The sequence below is a fragment of the Streptomyces caniscabiei genome (assembly GCF_014930365.1).
Lineage (GTDB): Bacteria > Actinomycetota > Actinomycetes > Streptomycetales > Streptomycetaceae > Streptomyces > Streptomyces caniscabiei.
This window is the reverse complement of the sequence record NZ_JABXWI010000014.1, coordinates 252495-268804: the sequence shown is the minus strand read 5'-3', so window position 1 is coordinate 268804 and position 16310 is coordinate 252495. Positions and strand designations below refer to the sequence as shown.

Annotated in this window: 16 protein-coding genes, 1 tRNA gene and 1 pseudogene; 8 read left to right on the top strand and 10 right to left on the bottom strand. The window is 72.2% G+C overall.

Annotation, left to right across the window (positions count from 1 at the left end; all coding sequences use genetic code 11):
• Window positions 1-122 precede the first annotated feature (122 nt).
• Both HW837_RS34825 and HW837_RS34820 read right to left on the bottom strand, forming a co-directional pair.
• The gene (locus HW837_RS34825) at window positions 123-854 is read right to left on the bottom strand and encodes a maleate cis-trans isomerase family protein (protein WP_045560577.1); all 732 of its coding nucleotides are present in this window, start codon (window positions 852-854) and stop codon (window positions 123-125) included.
• Complete coding sequence (locus tag HW837_RS34820) at window positions 851-1660, bottom strand: maleate cis-trans isomerase family protein (protein ID WP_177262069.1); 810 nt, start codon at window positions 1658-1660, stop codon at window positions 851-853. The genes HW837_RS34825 and HW837_RS34820 overlap by 4 nt, the downstream gene beginning before the upstream one ends.
• Window positions 1661-1831: 171 nt before the next feature.
• Between HW837_RS34820 and HW837_RS34815 the strand changes: the two genes are divergently transcribed.
• Both HW837_RS34815 and HW837_RS34810 read left to right on the top strand, forming a co-directional pair.
• Window positions 1832-2803 carry a D-2-hydroxyacid dehydrogenase gene (locus HW837_RS34815; protein ID WP_045560578.1) on the top strand — a complete coding sequence of 324 codons (972 nt, stop codon included), beginning with the start codon at window positions 1832-1834 and terminating at the stop codon, window positions 2801-2803.
• 20 nt (window positions 2804-2823) lie between these two features.
• Window positions 2824-4233, top strand: a complete 1410-nt coding sequence (locus HW837_RS34810; RefSeq protein WP_045560579.1) for an amidase — start codon at window positions 2824-2826, stop codon at window positions 4231-4233.
• A gap of 268 nt (window positions 4234-4501) precedes the next feature.
• Here HW837_RS34810 and HW837_RS34805 read toward each other — a convergent pair whose 3' ends face one another.
• A complete protein-coding gene (locus HW837_RS34805; RefSeq protein WP_045560580.1) occupies window positions 4502-5008 on the bottom strand; it encodes a DUF3830 family protein in 507 nt (168 codons plus the stop codon).
• Window positions 5009-5119: 111 nt separating this feature from the next.
• Between HW837_RS34805 and ehuB the strand changes: the two genes are divergently transcribed.
• The 6 genes from ehuB (at window position 5120) to HW837_RS34775 (ending at window position 9354) form a co-directional block, all read left to right on the top strand.
• On the top strand, window positions 5120-6043 hold the full coding sequence (ehuB, locus tag HW837_RS34800) for an ectoine/hydroxyectoine ABC transporter substrate-binding protein EhuB (RefSeq protein ID WP_045560581.1): 924 nt from the start codon (window positions 5120-5122) through the stop codon (window positions 6041-6043).
• A complete protein-coding gene (gene ehuC, locus HW837_RS34795; RefSeq protein ID WP_045560582.1) occupies window positions 6040-6756 on the top strand; it encodes an ectoine/hydroxyectoine ABC transporter permease subunit EhuC in 717 nt (238 codons plus the stop codon). Before ehuB ends, ehuC begins: the two co-directional genes overlap by 4 nt.
• Window positions 6756-7406 carry an ectoine/hydroxyectoine ABC transporter permease subunit EhuD gene (gene ehuD / locus HW837_RS34790; RefSeq protein WP_045560583.1) on the top strand — a complete coding sequence of 217 codons (651 nt, stop codon included), beginning with the start codon at window positions 6756-6758 and terminating at the stop codon, window positions 7404-7406. Before ehuC ends, ehuD begins: the two co-directional genes overlap by 1 nt.
• A 10-nt stretch (window positions 7407-7416) precedes the next feature.
• Window positions 7417-8193: an ectoine/hydroxyectoine ABC transporter ATP-binding protein EhuA gene (gene ehuA, locus HW837_RS34785; protein ID WP_045560584.1), complete on the top strand. Its 777-nt coding sequence runs from the start codon at window positions 7417-7419 to the stop codon at window positions 8191-8193.
• 214 nt (window positions 8194-8407) lie between these two features.
• Window positions 8408-9166 (top strand): IclR family transcriptional regulator, encoded by a 759-nt coding sequence (locus tag HW837_RS34780; RefSeq protein WP_060884562.1) that lies wholly within the window; start codon window positions 8408-8410, stop codon window positions 9164-9166.
• Window positions 9167-9280: 114 nt separating this feature from the next.
• Window positions 9281-9354: transfer RNA gene (locus HW837_RS34775), tRNA-Lys, on the top strand.
• 74 nt (window positions 9355-9428) lie between these two features.
• Here the strand turns inward: HW837_RS34775 and HW837_RS34770 are convergent.
• The 7 genes and pseudogenes from HW837_RS34770 to HW837_RS34740 form a co-directional block, all read right to left on the bottom strand.
• Window positions 9429-10082, bottom strand: coding sequence for a response regulator (locus tag HW837_RS34770; protein WP_045560586.1), 654 nt, complete (start codon window positions 10080-10082; stop codon window positions 9429-9431).
• Window positions 10067-11305 (bottom strand): sensor histidine kinase, encoded by a 1239-nt coding sequence (locus tag HW837_RS34765; protein ID WP_193381117.1) that lies wholly within the window; start codon window positions 11303-11305, stop codon window positions 10067-10069. Before HW837_RS34765 ends, HW837_RS34770 begins: the two co-directional genes overlap by 16 nt.
• A gap of 79 nt (window positions 11306-11384) precedes the next feature.
• Window positions 11385-13031: a long-chain-fatty-acid--CoA ligase gene (locus HW837_RS34760; protein WP_045560587.1), complete on the bottom strand. Its 1647-nt coding sequence runs from the start codon at window positions 13029-13031 to the stop codon at window positions 11385-11387.
• A 40-nt stretch (window positions 13032-13071) separates the two neighbouring features.
• Window positions 13072-13542 carry a DUF3592 domain-containing protein gene (locus tag HW837_RS34755; protein WP_045560588.1) on the bottom strand — a complete coding sequence of 157 codons (471 nt, stop codon included), beginning with the start codon at window positions 13540-13542 and terminating at the stop codon, window positions 13072-13074.
• Between the two features lie 119 nt (window positions 13543-13661).
• Window positions 13662-14279, bottom strand: a complete 618-nt coding sequence (locus tag HW837_RS34750) for a lytic polysaccharide monooxygenase auxiliary activity family 9 protein (protein ID WP_045560589.1) — start codon at window positions 14277-14279, stop codon at window positions 13662-13664.
• Between the two features lie 95 nt (window positions 14280-14374).
• Window positions 14375-15520 carry an SPFH domain-containing protein gene (locus HW837_RS34745; protein ID WP_045560590.1) on the bottom strand — a complete coding sequence of 382 codons (1146 nt, stop codon included), beginning with the start codon at window positions 15518-15520 and terminating at the stop codon, window positions 14375-14377.
• A gap of 100 nt (window positions 15521-15620) precedes the next feature.
• Window positions 15621-15878 (bottom strand): annotated as a pseudogene (locus tag HW837_RS34740) (peptidoglycan-binding protein); the annotation flags it as partial.
• Window positions 15879-16310: the final 432 nt, after the last annotated feature.

The following is a 16310-nucleotide window of genomic DNA, read 5'->3' as shown; positions in this document are numbered from 1 at the left end:
AGGTGCCCCCACCAGGGACTGCGCCCCTTCGACCCCCCGGGTCGGTGTTCGGGTGCGGGTTCGGTGGGGGCTGATCGCGCAGTTCCCCGCGCCCCTTTCGGGGCGCGGGAGTTTGCCGGGAGTCACACCTGCACGATCGGCTCTCGGGTGAACAGGGCGCCCAGTTCTGGCGCGTTCACCCTCCTGTCGGCCAGCCTCAGGGCCTCCCAGACGGTGACCTGGTTGGCGGTGAGGACCGGTTTGCCGAGTTCCTTCTCCAGGGTGGGGATGTGGGAGGCCGTGTGGAGGGCCGTGTCGGGGAGGAGGAGGGCGTCCGCCTCCGGGTGGTCGGCGGCGCGGGCGAGGGTCAGGGTCTGGTCGAGGCCCCAGGTGCCGACCTCCGCCGCCGTGATGATGCCGGCGCCCCGGACGGAGAGGACCTCGATGCCGGCCGCCGCCAGGAAGTCGACGAAGAGGCGGGCCACGTCGTCGGGGTAGGTCGCGGCCACGGCGACCCGGGTGGCGCCGATCTCGCGCGCCGCGTGGGCGAACGCGAAGGACGTGGAGGACGCGGGGAGGCCCGCCGCGCGGGCCAGGGCGCGGATCTGGTCGTGCGCGCCCTCGTGGCCGTGGACGAAGCTGCCGCTGGTGCAGGCCCAGACGACGGCCTCCGCGCCGGACAGACGCAGCGCCTCGCAGCCGGCGGCGAGCCGTTCGGGGGCGCCCATCTCGCGCAGGGCGTCCACGCGGTGGGCGTCCTCGCCGATGTCGGTGTGCACCACGTCCACCCGGATGTCGCTGCCGAGCAGTTGCTCCATCCGCGGATAGTCGTCCTCGGCGGAGTGGCCCGGATAGAGGAAACCGAGTGCGGTCATGCCCAACCTTCCTGTTCTTCCGGCAGTACCGGCGGTGGCGGAACAGGTCCCGCACCGAACGTCTGCCTGGCCGACTCGTCGAGCAGAGCCTGGTACGGACCCACCGCCCGAGTACCCAGATGACGCAGCGCCGCCCATATCGTCACCTGGTTGGCCGAGATCACCGGCATCCGCAGTTCCGCTTCCAGCTGGGGGATGACGTCGTAGGTGGGGAGGTTGGTGCAGGAGATGAAGAGCACGTCGGGTGTGGTGGTCCGGACCGCACGGTGGGCCATGGCGACCACGTCGTGGTACGGGACCTTCCAGATGTGCCGGACCAGGCCGAGCGAGGCGCGGCCGGTGACCAGGATGCCCGCCTCGGCGAGGTACTCCTCCAGGGACTGGGTGACCGAGACGGTGTACGGGGTGACCAGGGCGATGCGGTGGGCGTTCAGCTCGGCCAGGGCGGCGAGCATCGCGCCGGAGGTGGTGACGGCGTGCGCGGCGCCCGCGCGGGTCATCGCCTCGCCCATCGCGCGCTCCCCCGCGACCCCGCCGACGAAGCTGCCGCTGGTGCAGGCGTAGGCCACGACCTCGGGGGCGACCTCGTTCAGCGCCCGGACCGCCTCGTGCAGCGTCTCGTGCTCGGAGACCAGCCGGGCCAGGTCGAGGCTCACCTCGACGGGGACGTACGGGGTCCGGGTGAGGTGCAGGGAGACGTCGTCCGGGACCCAGCGCCACAGCTCGCGGTCGAGGGCGAAGTCGAACGGGGCGATGACACCGACGCCGCGCTGCGGACGGGGTCCACCGAGGAAGGAGACGTTCATGACAGCCACCGGCCTCACGGAGAGAGATGTGCGGACGACAGAACGTGCGCAAGTCCTTGTTGACGAAGGTAGGTTCGGGTGCGAGCGTGGTCAATCAGTGCATGTCACACGCATCTCGGGGGCCGCTATGGCCGCTAGGTTCACTTCGATCGTGAGGGGTTGCCTTCGCCCATGACCTCGATCTCGACCTCGACTCCTCGGCCGACCCTCCTCGTCCTCGACGCCGAACCGCGTCCCCGGCTCGGGCGGCTCACCGGGCGGGCGACGGTCGAGTACGCCGACGCCTCCACGCTGGCCGCGCGGCTGCCGTACGCCGATGTGCTGCTGGTGTGGGACTTCACCTCCCACGCGGTGCGGGACGCCTGGCCGGGCGGCGGGCCCCGGCCGCGCTGGGTGCACACGGCGAGCGCGGGCGTCGACCATCTGCTCTGCCCCGAACTGGTCGCCGCCGGGGACACGGTGGTGACGAACGCGCGCGGGGTGTTCGAGGCGCCGATCGCCGAGTACGTCGCCGCGCTCGTCCTCGCCATGGCGAAGGATCTGCCGCGCAGCTGGGAGTTGCAGGGGCGGCGGGAGTGGCGGCACCGGGAGGCGCTGCGGGTGGCGGGCGGCCGGGCGTGCGTGGTGGGGTCCGGGCCGATCGGGCGGGCGATCGAGCGCTGTCTGAAGACGCTCGGTCTGCACACGGCTCTGGTCGGGCGGACCGCGCGGCCCGGGGTGCACGGCCCGGAGGAGCTCGACCGGTTGCTGGCCCGTGCCGACTGGGTGATCGCGGCCGCGCCGCTGACGGAGGCGACGTACGGCATGTTCGACGCCCGGCGGTTCGGGGTCATGCAGCCGTCCGCGCGGTTCGTCAACGTGGGACGCGGGCAGCTCGTGGTGGAGGACGCGCTCGTCGAGGCGCTGCGCAAGCGGTGGATCGCGGGGGCGGCGCTGGATGTCTTCGAGCGCGAGCCGCTGGGCCCGGACGACCCGCTGTGGGAGGTGCCCGGGCTGATCGTCTCGCCCCACATGAGCGGGGACACGGTGGGGTGGCGGGACGAACTCGGCGCCCAGTTCGTGGAGTTGTTCGGGCTGTGGGAGGCGGGCACACCACTGCCCAACGTGGTCGACAAGGAGCGCGGGTACGTGCCCGGGCACTGAACTCCCCTGGGAGGGGCCGGATGTCGGAGCTCACGGAACTGTCCGCCGTACGACTGGTCGAGGGGTACCGCGAGGGCGAGTTCAGCCCGGTGGAGGTGGCGCGGGCGGCGCTGGAGCGGGCCGAGCGGATCCAGCCGGCCGTGAACGCGTTCGTGCGCGTCGACGCCGAGGCGGCGCTCGCGCGGGCGCGGGAGTCGGAGGGGCGCTGGCGGCGCGGGGAGCCGGCCGGGGCGGTGGACGGGGTGCCCGTCACCGTGAAGGACATCCTGCTGATGCGGGGCGGGCCGACGCTGAAGGGCTCCAGGACCGTTTCGGAGAAGGGGAGTTGGGACGAGGACGCGCCCTCGGTGGCCCGGCTGCGGGAGCACGGGGCGGTGTTCCTGGGGAAGACCACGACGCCCGAGTTCGGCTGGAAGGGCGTCACGGACTCGCCGCTCAGCGGGGTGACCCGGAACCCGTACGACCTCTCGCGCACGGCCGGGGGGTCCAGCGGGGGCGCGGCGGCGGCGGTCGCGCTGGGGGCGGGGCCGCTGGCGCTGGGCACGGACGGGGGTGGCAGCGTGCGGATCCCGGCCGCCTTCTGCGGGGTGTTCGGGCTGAAGCCGACGTACGGGCGGGTGCCGCTGTATCCGGCGAGCGCGTTCGGCACGCTGTCGCACGTCGGACCGTTGACGCGGGACGCGGCGGACGCGGCGCTGCTGCTGGACGTGGTCTCCGGGCCCGACGCGCGGGACTGGTCGGGGCTGGGGCCGGTCCCCGGGTCCTTCGTGGACGCGCTCGCGGGCGGGGTGCGGGGGCTGCGGGTCGCGTACTCGGCGTCGCTGGGCGGGCAGGTGGCCGTGCGGCCTGGGGTCGCCCGCGCGGTGCGGCGGGCGGTGGAGGGGCTGGCCGGGCTCGGTGCGTACGTCAGTGAGGCCGACCCCGACTTCTGTGATCCGGTGGAGGCGTTCCACACGCTGTGGTTCAGCGGGGCGGCGCGGGTGACGCAGCGGCTGGGGGCGGAGGGGCGGGCCGTTCTGGATCCCGGGTTGCGGGAGATCCGGGAGGCCGGGGCGCGGCTGTCCGCGCTGGAGTATCTGGCCGCGGTGGATGTGCGGATGGATCTCGGGCGGCGGATGGGGGCGTTCCACGAGCGGTACGACGTGCTGGTGACGCCCACGTTGCCGGTGACCGCGTTCGAGGCGGGGGTGGAGGTGCCGCGGGGCTCGGGGCATCGGCGGTGGACGGGGTGGACGCCGTTCACGTACCCGTTCAACCTGACGCAGCAGCCGGCGGGGAGTGTGCCGGTGGGGGTGGATGAGGGGGGCCTGCCGGTGGGATTGCAGGTGGTGGCGGCTCGGCATCGGGACGATCTGGTGTTGCGGGTGTCGCATGCGTTGTTCGAGGCGGGGGTTGCGGGGGTGGCTGCGCCGGGCGGGGTCGTCTCCTGAGTTTGTCCGCCCCCGCCGCCCCTACCCGTCCCATCCCAGGGGCGCTGCCCCTTCGACCCCGGGGGGGTGGGCGGAGGTGCGTTGTCGGGTGCGGCTCCGGTGGGGCTTCTCGCGCAGTTCCCCGCGCCCCTAAAAGACCAGGCCCCTGCGGGCCTGAAAGGCGACGGGGCGCAGCCCCTGCTTTTCAGGGGCGCGGGGAACTGCGCGAGAAGCCCCACCGGAGCCGCACTCGCTCACGAACCCGCACCCCCGAGCTACTAGGCGCCCCTCACGCCGCCCTCCGGAACCGCAGCGTCTCCCCCGCCGCCCCCGTCCGCCACAGGTCGTTGCACGCGGCAGCCATCTCGTCCAGCCCCGACACCACCTGGCCCCACACGATCCCCGGCACCCACCCCACGTCGCCGTTGAGGAGCAGGTTGTTGCGTTCGTAGAAGAGGGCGAGGTCCACGAGGGTGGTGTCGGGGCGGACGTCCCGGTCGTAGCCGTAGGCGCTCGTGGCGAGCTCCGTGCCGGCGAAGGAGAAGTAGCAGAGGTCGCCGGGGATGGGGGTGACGGTCGGGTTCTCCAGCGGCGGCTCACGGTCGGCGAAGGGCGGGAAGAGCGCGTAGATCTCGTTGCGGGCGTACTTGGCGTGGTAGACGTCCCCGGACAACGGCAGGGCGTCCCAGACGGCGGCGCACGTACGTGGCGCGCGGTCGTCGAGGAGCTTCGCCCGGCACACGACCTGGCGTTCGAGCAGGGAGATCTCCAGATGGCGGTCCGTCCTGTCACTCATGTCTTCCATGGTGCCGCCGGGGTCAAGGGCGCCTCCCGCGCGTGTGCGGGGGTCGTGAAGGGCTCCGCCGTGGCGTGAATACATCGCATCGGGTCGGGTAGCCGCGCGCCCATGGCTCCAGCAACGAAGACCTCCGGGAGAACCGGGAAGACACGCGACCCCAGCCGCCGCTCCCTGCTCGTCGGCGCCTCCGCGCTCGCCACGGCGGGCGCGCTGGGCGCCGCCGGGTGCAGCCGGGTGGCCACGGCCTCCGGCACGGAGGGGGGTGAGCTGCTGGACCGGCTGCGCGCGCAGGGCGTCGTACGGCTCGGTATCGCGGGCGAGATCCCGTTCGGCTACATCGACACCGACGGCGAACTGACCGGCGAGGGGCCCGAAGTGGCCCGGGTCGTCTTCAAGCGGCTGGGCGTGGGGCGGGTCCAGCCCGTGCCCACCGAGTTCGGGTCGCTCATACCCGGGCTGAACTCCCAGCAGTTCGATGTCGTCTCCGCCGGGATGTACATCAACCCCGAGCGCTGCGCCGAGGTCATCTTCTCCGAGCCCGACCACCAGATGCTGGACGCGTTCGTGGTGAAGAAGGGCAACCCCAAGGGGCTGAACGACTACGCGGACGTGATCCGCGCCAAGGCGAAGTTCGCCACGGGCTCCGGGTACGCGCAGATCGCGCACGCCGTCGAGGCCGGGTACAAGGAGAGCGACATCGTCATCGTGCCCGACCAGGTGGCCGGGCTGAACGCCGTGGAGGCGGGCCGGGTCGACGTGTTCGCGGGCACGTCGCTGACCACCCGCGAGGTGGTCAAGAAGTCCCGGACGACGGAGGCGACCAAGCCGTTCGCCGCGCTCGTCGACGGCAAACCCCGGGTGGACGGCGCGGGCTTCGCGTTCCGGCCGGCCGAGACACGGCTGCGGGACGCCTTCAACGTCGAACTGCGGAAGATGAAGGAGAGCGGCGAACTGCTGCGTGTGCTGCGGCCCTTCGGGTTCACCAAGGTCGAGATGACCGACCTGACCACGAAGGAGCTCTGTCGCGCATGACACCGGGACTCTGGGAACTCGTCCTGCGCGGCGTCTGGGTCACCCTCCAGCTGTTGGTGTTCGGCGCGCTGCTGGCCACGGTCGTCTCGTTCGTGGTCGGGGTCGCGCGCACCCATCGGCGGTGGATCGTCCGCTTCGTCGCGGGCCTCTACACCGAGGTGTTCCGCGGCACCTCCGCGCTGATCATGATCTTCTGGGTGTACTTCGTGCTGCCGCTGGCCTTCGGCTGGCAGCTGGTCCCGATGTGGGCGGGCGTCCTCGCGCTCGGCCTGACGTACGGGGCGTACGGCGCCGAGATCGTGCGCGGCGCCCTGACCGCCGTGGACCCGGCGCAGCGCGAGGGCGGTATCGCGCTGAGCTTCACCCCGTGGCAGCGGATGCGGCTGATCCTGCTGCCGCAGGCCGTGCCGGAGATGATCCCGCCCTTCGCCAACCTGGTGGTCGAACTGCTCAAGGGCACGGCGCTGGTGTCGGTCATGGGCATGGGCGATCTGGCGTTCAGCGGCAGTCTGGTGCGGCTGGCGCTCCAGGAGAGCGTGGAGATCTACGCGTATCTGCTGATCATCTACTTCGTGATCGCCTTCCTGCTGACCCGCGCCATGCGGGTGCTGGAGCGGCGGCTGAAGGCCGGGCTGGGCAAGGCCCCGGCGCGTAAGGCGGCCGTGCCGCCGGCGCGGGTCCCCGAGGGCGCGGGCGCGGGAGGTGCCGCCTGATGAACTGGGACTGGAACGCGGTCACGGACTTCCTGCCGCACTTCTACGACGGCCTGCTGGTCACCTTGCAGGCGCTGGCCCTGGGGTCGGTCGTCTCCTTCCTGCTCGGGCTGGTGTGGGCGCTGCTGGTGCGGACGCCCACCCGCTGGGTGAGCTGGCCGGTGGGTGTGGTCACGGAGTTCATCCGGAACACCCCCCTGCTGGTCCAGCTGTTCTTCCTCTTCTACGTGCTGCCGGAGTGGGGTCTGACCTTCTCGGCGCTGACCACGGGCGTCTTCGCGATCGGGCTGCACTACTCGACGTACACGATGCAGGTCTACCGGGCCGGTATCGAGGCGGTGCCGACGGGCCAGTGGGAGGCGGCCACGGCGTTGAACCTGCCGATGCGCCGCACCTGGACCGTGGTGATCCTGCCGCAGGCGGTCCGCCGGGTGGTGCCCGCGCTGGGCAACTACGTGATCTCGATGCTCAAGGACACACCGATCCTGATGGTGATCACGGTCCCGGAGATGCTGAGCGAGGCGCGGCTCTACGCCCAGGAGACCTTCCGTTTCACCGAGCCCCTGACCGTCATCGGGGTGGCCTTCATCCTCATCTCCTATCTGGCCTCCCTGCTTCTGCGAACCCTGGAGCGACGCCTTGTCCGCTGACACCCCGCTGATGAAAGAACCCGACGCGCCCGCGGACCAGCCCGTCGATCGCAGCGAGCTGATCCGCTTCGAGAACGTGACCAAACGATTCGGCAGCAACACCGTCCTGGACCGGCTCGACTTCTCGGTCGACGCGGGCAAGCACGTCACGCTGATCGGCCCGTCCGGCTCCGGCAAGACGACGATCCTGCGGCTGCTGATGACCCTGACCAAGCCCGACGAGGGCACGATCACGGTCGGCGGGCAGCGGCTGTTCCCGGCGAGCGAGAAGCAGTGCCGTGAGGTCCGCAAGAACATCGGGATGGTGTTCCAGCAGTTCAACCTCTTCCCCAACATGAAGGTGCTGCGGAACATCACCGAGGCGCCCGTCACCGTCCTCGGGCTCTCCAAGGACGAGGCCGAGGCGCGGGCCCGCGAACTGCTCGACATGGTCGGGCTCGCCGACAAGTGCGACGCCTACCCGACGCAGCTCTCCGGTGGACAGCAACAGCGGGTGGCCATCGCGCGGGCCCTGGCGATGCGCCCGCAGGTGCTGCTCCTCGACGAGGTGACGTCCGCGCTCGACCCCGAGCTGGTCGCCGGCGTGCTCGACCTGCTCAGGGACATCGCCCGCACCACGGACATCACGATGCTCTGTGTGACCCATGAGATGAACTTCGCCCGGGACATCTCGGACCAAGTTCTGATGTTCGATTCTGGCCAGGTGATCGAGTCGGGCAGCCCCGAGAAGATCTTCGGCGATCCGTCGCACGAACGTACGCGGGAATTCCTCGGCGCGGTCATCTGATTACGCCCTGTGAACGCCTGACCGCGTGGGAACATCCGAGGTCCGCCCGCCGGGCCACGCCTCCGGCATATGCCGGAGTGCTGGTCCGGCAGTTCGGAGGCCCGTGGGTGCCGGGATTTTCTCGCGAACAACCCCTCCGCGCACGACTCTTGGGCCGTATCGTGGGACACGGCAAGCTGTCCGAAAAACGGCCCGAGAAGCGCAGGGGGAAACCGTGGCGCTCAAGCACGAGCCGACCGCGCCGTACCACTCGGCCCAGGACGCCCTGCGCGTCCTGGAGACGGTGGCGCGGCACGCAGGTGGCGTCACCGACGCCGAGATCGCCCGTCGCACCGGCGTCGACAGTGAGCGGTTGACCGCGCTCCTGCGGATGCTGCGTCGCGAGGGATACGTGGAACAGACCACCGACGGCGCCTATGTCACCGGTGCCGCACTCGCCCGGCTGGGCTCCGCCCAGGGTCATGACCAGGCCCTGCGCGAGCAGCTCCAGCACACCCTCGACCGGCTCCGCGACTCCGTGGGCGCCGCCGTCTACGTCACCCGCTATCTGGACGGGGAGATCCAGGTCACCGGCTGGGCCGACAGCCCGGCCATGCCCGCCGTCCACGAGTGGGTCGACTTCCGCTCCTCCGCCCATGCCACCGCGTTCGGCAAGGGCCTGCTGGGCCAGCTCGACCTCAACGGCCGCCGCGACCACCTCTCACGGCACCGCCCGGCCCGGCTCACCGCCCGCACGATCACCAACGAGAAGGTGCTGCTGAGCAAACTCGACGCCCAGACCGCCACGGTCCCGGTCCTCGACCTCCAGGAGTACGCGCCGGGCACGGTCTGCGCGGCCGTCCCCCTCACCGCCGGCTCCGCCGTGGGCTGCCTCGCGCTGTCGCTGCCGCTGCGGCACGCGCACCGGCTCCGCGCGGCGGCGCACACGCTGAACCGGGAGGCCGCTCCGGTGCTGCTGTCGTTGGCGATCTAGCGGCCACCCGTTCCACCGAGATCCAGCTCACGTTTAAGTGGTCGAAGGCACCCGTCCGGGCCAGGTAGTATTTTCTCTGTCGCCAGCCGCGAGAGCGGATGAGCGACAGAGTCTGCGCCGCTAGCTCAGTTGGTTAGAGCAGCTGACTCTTAATCAGCGGGTCCGGGGTTCGAGTCCCTGGCGGCGCACCGAACGGAAGGGCCCCTCGCTTCGGCGAGGGGCCCTTCCGCGTACGCGCGGCGGCCGTCACGCACACAGGCCGTCACGCCCGCAGGTAGGCCAGCACCGCCAGCACCCGGCGGTGGGTGTTCTCCGCCGGGGGCAGGTCCAGCTTTCCCAGGATGTTGCCGATGTGCTTGCCGACGGCCGCCTCGGTGACGACCAGCTCCCGGGCGACCGCCCCGTTCGACTTCCCCTCCGCGACCAGGGCGAGCACCTCCCGCTCGCGCGGGGTGAGCGCCGCCAGCGGATCGCGCCGGCGCCGCAGCAGCTGCCGTACCACCTCGGGATCGACGACCGTGCCCCCGGCGGCGACCCGCTCCACCGCCTCGGCGAACTGTTCGACCTGGCCGATGCGGTCCTTGAGGAGATAGCCGACGCCGGTGCCGTCGCCGGTGTCCAGCAGATCGGCGGCGTAGGCGCGTTGGACGTACTGGCTGAGGACGAGGACCGGCAGGGCGGGGTTCGCCACGCGGAGTTCGAGCGCGGCGCGCAGGCCCTCGTCGGTGAGACCGGGCGGCATGCGGACGTCGGTGACGACGAGATCGGGGGCGTACGAGGTCACGGCCTCGATCAGCGACCGCGCGTCCCCGACCGCCGCGACGACCTCGTGTCCGAAGCGGGTCAGGACGCCGACGAGCCCTTCCCGCAGCAGCACGCTGTCCTCGGCGAGCACGATCTTCAGCGCTGCGGGCACGGGATCTCCAGGGACAGGACGGTCGGGCCGCCGGCCGGGCTGTGGACGGACAGTGTCCCATCCAGCACCGCGAGCCGGTCGGCGAGTCCGGTGAGGCCCGTGCCCCGCGCGGGATCGGCGCCGCCCGTGCCGTCGTCCCGGACCTCCACCCGCAGCCGTCCGCCGGTGTACCGCCCGGCGATCCACGCCCGGCGCGCACCGCTGTGCCGGCCGATGTTGGCGAGCGCCTCCCGGACCGCGAAGTAGGCCGCCGCCTCCACGGACTCGGCGAACCGGGGCAGGTCCACGTCCAGCTCCACGGGGACGACGGACCGGTCGGCCGCGTCGGCGAGGGCGTCCGGGAGGCCGTAGTCGACCAGGACCTGGGGATGGATGCCGTGGATCAACTCCCTCAGTTCGCCCAGGACTTGATCGGCCTCCCGGTGGGCGGCGGCGAGCCGGTCGGCCAGTTCGGGCGGGGCGTCCAGGCGGGCCAGGCCCAGGGTCATGCTCAGGGACACCAGGCGCTGCTGGGCCCCGTCGTGCAGATCGCGTTCGATCCGGCGCCGCTCCGCCTCGAAGGCCGCCACCAGCCGGGCCCGTGACCGGGTCACCTCACCGAGGCGCCGTTCTGCCTCGGCCTCGCCCGGCGCGAGCAGCAGCCGGGCGAGACCGGCACGGGCGCGCGCGTACCGGGCGAGGGGCCACAGCAGCGCGAGGAGGAGGACGACACCGGCTGCCGTGCACAGCAGGGCCTGGCCGTAGGAGTCGATCAGCCAGAGCTTGGCGATCCGCGCGTCACCGCTGACGCTGCTCGTCGTCGCGAGCTGCACGGGCGCCCCGATCATCGCGCCGGGCACGCCCAGCGCGACGAACAGCACGGTCACGTCCAGCGGCCACAGCACGAACGCGAGCAGGACGGTGTACGCCAGCTCCCGCCAGGTCGCCCGCTCGGTCAGCCGGAGCCGGGCCCAGGCGGCGAGGCCGGGCTCGGCCGGGGTGGCGTGCGGGTCGGGCGGCGGCGGGGTGCGGGTGAGGGCCAGCCGGCGCCGCTCCAGGGAGCCGACGGGGATGCCGGACAGGACGGCCACGGCGAGCAGCGGCAGGCCCACCAGGGCCGGGGCCAGGGCGAGCCCGAGGGTGCCCAGGACCAGCAGCACCACCAGCAGCGGGGCGCCGACGAGGACACCGCTCAGCAGGTAGGCCACCGCACGCGGCAACTCCCGTACGACCGTTCGGATCATGAGGGTCACGGTAGGCGGGGCGGTCGGCGGCGGCCATACGCGCAGCCGGTGTACGGAAGGTGGGGCCGGCCCTACCTCGTCACCTCGTCAACAACTCCTCCCGTCCGCGCGCCCGGTACTCCGTCACCAGCCGCGCCAGATCCACCGCCGAGAACTTGCGGTAGGCCCACTTCCCCGGCGGGCGCCACCAGACCGGGTCGGCGCAGCGGAAGCCCTCACGGCGGAGGGCGGCGCGCTGGATCTTGTTGGTGGCGGTGACGGGCATGGACGGGACGACCCGTACGAAGCGCGGGGTCATCTTCGTGCCCAGGTCGGGCTGGGCCAGCAGGAACTCGGCGAAGCGGCAGGGGTCGAAGGTGCCGGCGACGGTCGCCATGACCTGGTCCCCGGCGACCGGGTCGGGGACGGCGTACACGGCGACGGCCTCGGCGCCCTCGTAGCGGGCGAGGATGTTCTCGATGGCGGCGGCGGCGAGGTTCTCGCTGTCGACGCGGAGGCGGTCGTCGGTGCGGCCGGCGAAGTAGAGGAAGCCGTCGTCGTCGCGGTAGAAGAGGTCGCCGGTCCAGTACCAGCCGTCGCGGCGGCGGGCGGCGTCCGCCTCCGGGTTCCGCCAGTAGCCCTCGAAGGGGTTGGGGCCCCGGTTGACCAACTCCCCTATCGCCTCGGTGCCGTTGAGGAGTCGGCCGTCCTCGCCGAAGGCGGCCGGCGGGCACTCCTTCCGGGTCTCCGGATCGACCACGGCGAGGTCGTCGCCGGGTGCCGCACGCCCGATCGCGCCCGGCGGCGCACCGGGCGTGCGCTGGATCGCCGCACCGCCCTCGGAGGACCCGTACCCCTCCACGAGCCGCACCCCGAAGCGTTCCTCGAACGCCGCGGCGTCCACCGCGCCCGCCTCCGTGCCGAAGCCCATGCGCAGCGGGGTGTCGCGGTCGTCGGGGCGGGGCTCGGTGGCGAGGAGGTACTGCACGGCCCGGCCGACGTAGGTGAAGTACGTGGCGCGGTACGCCCGTACGTCGTCCAGGAACGCGGAGGCCGAGAAGCGGCGGCGCAGGGCGACACCGGCCCCCGCGACCAGGGCGGGGGCCCAGTCGGCGATGACCGCGTTGCCGTGGAACATCGGCATGCAGACGTAGTGCACGTCGTCCCGTCGCACCCCGAAGCGGTCCACCAGGGCCCGCCCGGCCGCCGCGAGCCGTCCCTGGGAGCAGATCGCGGCCTTGGGCGCGCCGGTGGAGCCGGAGGTGAAGTAGAGCAGGAGACGGTCGGCGGGGGTGGCCCGGGTGGGGTCGGGCACGGCGTCCGCGTACGGGGCGAGGAGGTCGGCGTACGGCTGGGTGCCGGTCACCAGGACGCGGACGCCGGGGAGTTCGAGGCCGTCGAGGAGCGGGAGGTGGGCCTCCTCGGTGATCAGCACCCGGCATTCGGTGTGCAGGATGTCGCGGGCCAGTTCGGGGCCTCGCCGGGTGGGGTTGACGCCGGCGACGGCCGCGCCCGCGAGGGCCGCCGCGCTCAGCCAGAGGGGGAACTCCGGGGTGTTGTCGAGGAGGACGCCGAGGTGCGGGTGGGCCTTCGCCGGCAGGAGGTCGGCGAGCAGGGCCGCGCGGGCGGCGGCCCCGGCGGCGACCTCGTGGTGGGTCAGGACCTGTTCCTCGAACCACAGCCCGGGCCGGTGGTCGCCCCACCGGTCGGCGACGAGCTGTGCGACCGTGCGCCTAGTGGACTCCATGTCGGCGCACGGTAGTTGACGTACCGTCAGTTGAGGAGGGTCACGGCGTCGGGAACGCCGGGTCGGTGGAGAACCGGTGGTAGGTGACCATGAAGAAGACGCAGAACGCGAAGGCGACTCCGAGGAAGGTCAGGATGCCGAGGCCGGCCGCGGCGTGCTTGACCCGCTCGCCGGGGGCGTGGGCCGTGGCGACCACGTTCGGGCCGTCGGTGTAGTGCACGGTGACGAAGTCGCCCTCGACGGTCGTCATCGGCCCGCCCTCCTCCTCGAAGCGGATGGGACGTCCGTCCTGGGTCGTGAACTCGTAGACGTGGTGGATCGTCGTGCTCACACGGCTGTGCCCGCCGCCGCTGTCGCTGACCGTGGTGAATGTCCTCAGGCAGCGGGCCTCGGCCGTCAGGCCGCTGCTCCAGGCCCTTCGGACCCGCAGCCAGCGCGTCAGCAGCCGGTACGCCATGAAACCGATGAAGGCCATCATGACCGTGGGGATGAGGTAGAAGAAGACGTCCATGGTGTTCCCCCGAGTTCGGTCCGCCGCCCTGGTCGGCGACGTGTGGGGAACGTACCCGTACGGCGGCCCCGCGCAGCTCAAGGGAGCCTCAGAACTGGCGGGGCCGGTGGGCGGGTTGCTCAGAAGGTGACGTCCGAGCAGGCGTAGAACGCGTTGGTGGTGTCGGCGATCGTCCAGACGGCGACGATCACGTGGTGGCCGCTCAGCCCGGACGGCAGGCGTCCCGTGTGGGAGAGCGTGGACGGTGGGCGCTGGCCGTTGTAGGGGACGGTGAAGAACGGGGTGAGGTTGAGGTCGGAGCGGGCGAGGGCGTGGTTCTGGTTCCAGCCCGCCCTGGTGACGTAGTACTTGAAGTCGGTGGTGGCGTGCATGGCGGTGAACTGCCAGCGGAACGTGTAGTTCTGGCCGCCCGTCACCCGGGTGGTGGGCCAGGCGCCGCCGCCCGGCCTCGTGGACGCGTCGAGCTGGTTGAACCTGCTGTTGCCGCCGGAGCAGATCTGGCCGTCAGCCGGCCCTGAGCCCGGGAAGCCCTTCGGTCCCTCGACGCTCTGCGGTTCCCACTGGATGTCGCCGCAGTTGGTCACGGTGCCGTTCTGACAGAGCTTCTGCCGGCTGACGGGAAGGTCGGTGTAGCCGTGGCCGGAGGCGCCACCACTGGAGAGGACGAGCGCTCCGGTGGTGGCGAGGCCGACGCCGGCGGCGTACCACTTGGTCCTGCTACGCGTGTGCTTGCGCATGCTGCCGCTCCCTGGAGTACGTGGGGATGTTCCAGGTCTAGACCAAGTCCCAGATTATGGGTGCGGATTGAACATGTCCATACCAATTCCCGGGTTCACGGGGACACTTCGCGGCGCCCTGTATAGAACGCCACCGTCAGGTCCTTCACCAGCGCCTTGCGCTCGTAGTCGTCGAGTTCGACCAGGCCGCGCAGGGTCAGCCGGGTCACCGTGTCCTCGACGGAGTCGACGACGGAGGTGAGCACGGTGTCCCGGTGCTGGGCGTCGAGCGCGGCGATCCGGCGGCGCTGCATCACGGCGGCCACCTCGGGCGCGTACTCGATCCGTACCGGCTGGACCGAGAACACCTCCATCCCCACCGGCGCCGCGTCCGCCGCCACCAGCCGGGTCAGCGCCTCCCCCACCGCCTCCGTGTTGCGCAGCGTCGAGTCCCGCACCAGCGCTCCCGGCGCGACGTCCGCCGGCAGCTGCGACAGCACCCGGGAGACCGCCGCCTCCACGCACTCGCGCAAGTACCGCTCATGATCCTCGATCCCGAGCAGGGCCCGCGCGGTGTCCCTGACCCGCCACGCCACCAGGACGACGACCCGCAGCGCCACCCCGTTCGCGTCGACGGCCGCCATCGGCTCGCTCCGCCAGTGCCGCAGCCGTACGTCGACACGACGGCGCAGCACGAACGGGTTCACCCAGAGCAGCCCGGTACGGCGGACCGTCCCCCGGTAGCGCCCGAACAGCCCCAGCACCCACGCCCGTCCGGTCCGCCCGCGCGCCAGCCCGCCGAACCCGAACATCGTCAGCGCCCCGGCCCCCGCGTACGCGGCCCACTGCGCCGGTCCGAGCCCGGCGCCGGCGTACGCGGTCGGCAGCCCGAGCGCCTGGACGGCCGGCCCCGGCAACACCCCGGCCCACCAGGAGGTCAGCACGCATCCGGCCACCCCGCACACCCCGCCCAGCACCCCCACCGCCCCGGGCACCACCCGTGCCGTCCGCTCGACGAGTTCGGGGTCGACCTCGACGGCGGGGCGCGGCTTCATCGAGGCGGGGCCCTGACGCACCCTCGGCTGCTCGCCGGTGCCGCGCCGACGGCCCACGACGGCGGGGGTGACCGGTACGGAGACCGGGGCGGGGTCGTCCCGGAACAGCAGATGGACGGGGATCTCGGTGGTGGTCTCGTTCTGGATGAGCCGGGCGGGCCGCGCGGCCCCCTCGGGCTCCGGGGTGTGTGAGGTGGTCGTACTCATACGTGCCTCCATGCCTCCGCGCAGGAAGAACCGTGGTGAGAGTCGTCGTCGAGGGGGGAGAGTCGTCGAGACGTGCGGGCGAGGGGTGCGGGCGAGGGCGTCAGGAGAACAGGCGGCGCCAGGTCTCCGGGCCGGGATAACCGTCGGCCGCGCCGCCGCGCCAGCCCTGGGCCCGCTGGAACGCCTCCACGTTCCGCCGGTCCGACTCGCCCCAACGCGGCCCCGGGCCCGAGGTGTAGTACTTGCCGAACCCCTTCTCGATCAGCCGCTTCCCCAGCCGGGTGACGAACGCGTTCTCCGCGCCCGGCCGGAACATGCCGCGCCCGGGGTAGCCGAGGACACCGTGCGAGGCGGGTGTCGTGGGGGTCACGGGCGTCACGGGTGTCATGGATGTCCTGGGGGTCACGGGGGTCACATGGGTGCGGGGGAACTTCGGGGTCGTGGGGACGCCCGGGACGCCGGGCTGCACGGATGTGCCGGGCTGCACGGATGTGGCGGGCTTGGCGGACGAGCCGGGCCTGGGGGACGAGCCACGGCTGACGGATGGCCCGGGCCTGACAGGTGCCCCGGGCTTGGCAGACGCCTCCGGCCTGACAGGTGCCCCGGGCCTGACGGACGACCCATGCCTGACGGACGAGCCATGGATGACGGATGGCCCGGGCCTGACAGGTGCCCCGGGCTTGGCGGACGCCTCCGGCCTGACAGGCGACCCGGGCCTGACGGACGACCCATGCCTGACGGACGAGCCATGGATGACGGATGGCCCGGGCCTGACAGGTGCCCCGGGCTT

Excerpts from the sequence above, each read along its gene's own strand:
- HW837_RS34825 (WP_045560577.1), bottom strand. The coding sequence starts at position 854 with ATGACCGCACTCGGTTTCCTCTATCCGGGCCACTCCGCCGAGGACGAC.
- HW837_RS34820 (WP_177262069.1), bottom strand. The coding sequence starts at position 1,660 with ATGAACGTCTCCTTCCTCGGTGGACCCCGTCCGCAGCGCGGCGTCGGT.
- HW837_RS34815 (WP_045560578.1), top strand. The coding sequence starts at position 1,832 with ATGACCTCGATCTCGACCTCGACTCCTCGGCCGACCCTCCTCGTCCTC.
- HW837_RS34810 (WP_045560579.1), top strand. The coding sequence starts at position 2,824 with ATGTCGGAGCTCACGGAACTGTCCGCCGTACGACTGGTCGAGGGGTAC.
- HW837_RS34805 (WP_045560580.1), bottom strand. The coding sequence starts at position 5,008 with ATGAGTGACAGGACGGACCGCCATCTGGAGATCTCCCTGCTCGAACGC.
- ehuB (WP_045560581.1), top strand. The coding sequence starts at position 5,120 with ATGGCTCCAGCAACGAAGACCTCCGGGAGAACCGGGAAGACACGCGAC.
- ehuC (WP_045560582.1), top strand. The coding sequence starts at position 6,040 with ATGACACCGGGACTCTGGGAACTCGTCCTGCGCGGCGTCTGGGTCACC.
- ehuD (WP_045560583.1), top strand. The coding sequence starts at position 6,756 with ATGAACTGGGACTGGAACGCGGTCACGGACTTCCTGCCGCACTTCTAC.
- ehuA (WP_045560584.1), top strand. The coding sequence starts at position 7,417 with ATGAAAGAACCCGACGCGCCCGCGGACCAGCCCGTCGATCGCAGCGAG.
- HW837_RS34765 (WP_193381117.1), bottom strand. The coding sequence starts at position 11,305 with ATGATCCGAACGGTCGTACGGGAGTTGCCGCGTGCGGTGGCCTACCTG.
- HW837_RS34760 (WP_045560587.1), bottom strand. The coding sequence starts at position 13,031 with ATGGAGTCCACTAGGCGCACGGTCGCACAGCTCGTCGCCGACCGGTGG.
- HW837_RS34755 (WP_045560588.1), bottom strand. The coding sequence starts at position 13,542 with ATGGACGTCTTCTTCTACCTCATCCCCACGGTCATGATGGCCTTCATC.
- HW837_RS34750 (WP_045560589.1), bottom strand. The coding sequence starts at position 14,279 with ATGCGCAAGCACACGCGTAGCAGGACCAAGTGGTACGCCGCCGGCGTC.
- HW837_RS34745 (WP_045560590.1), bottom strand. The coding sequence starts at position 15,520 with ATGAGTACGACCACCTCACACACCCCGGAGCCCGAGGGGGCCGCGCGG.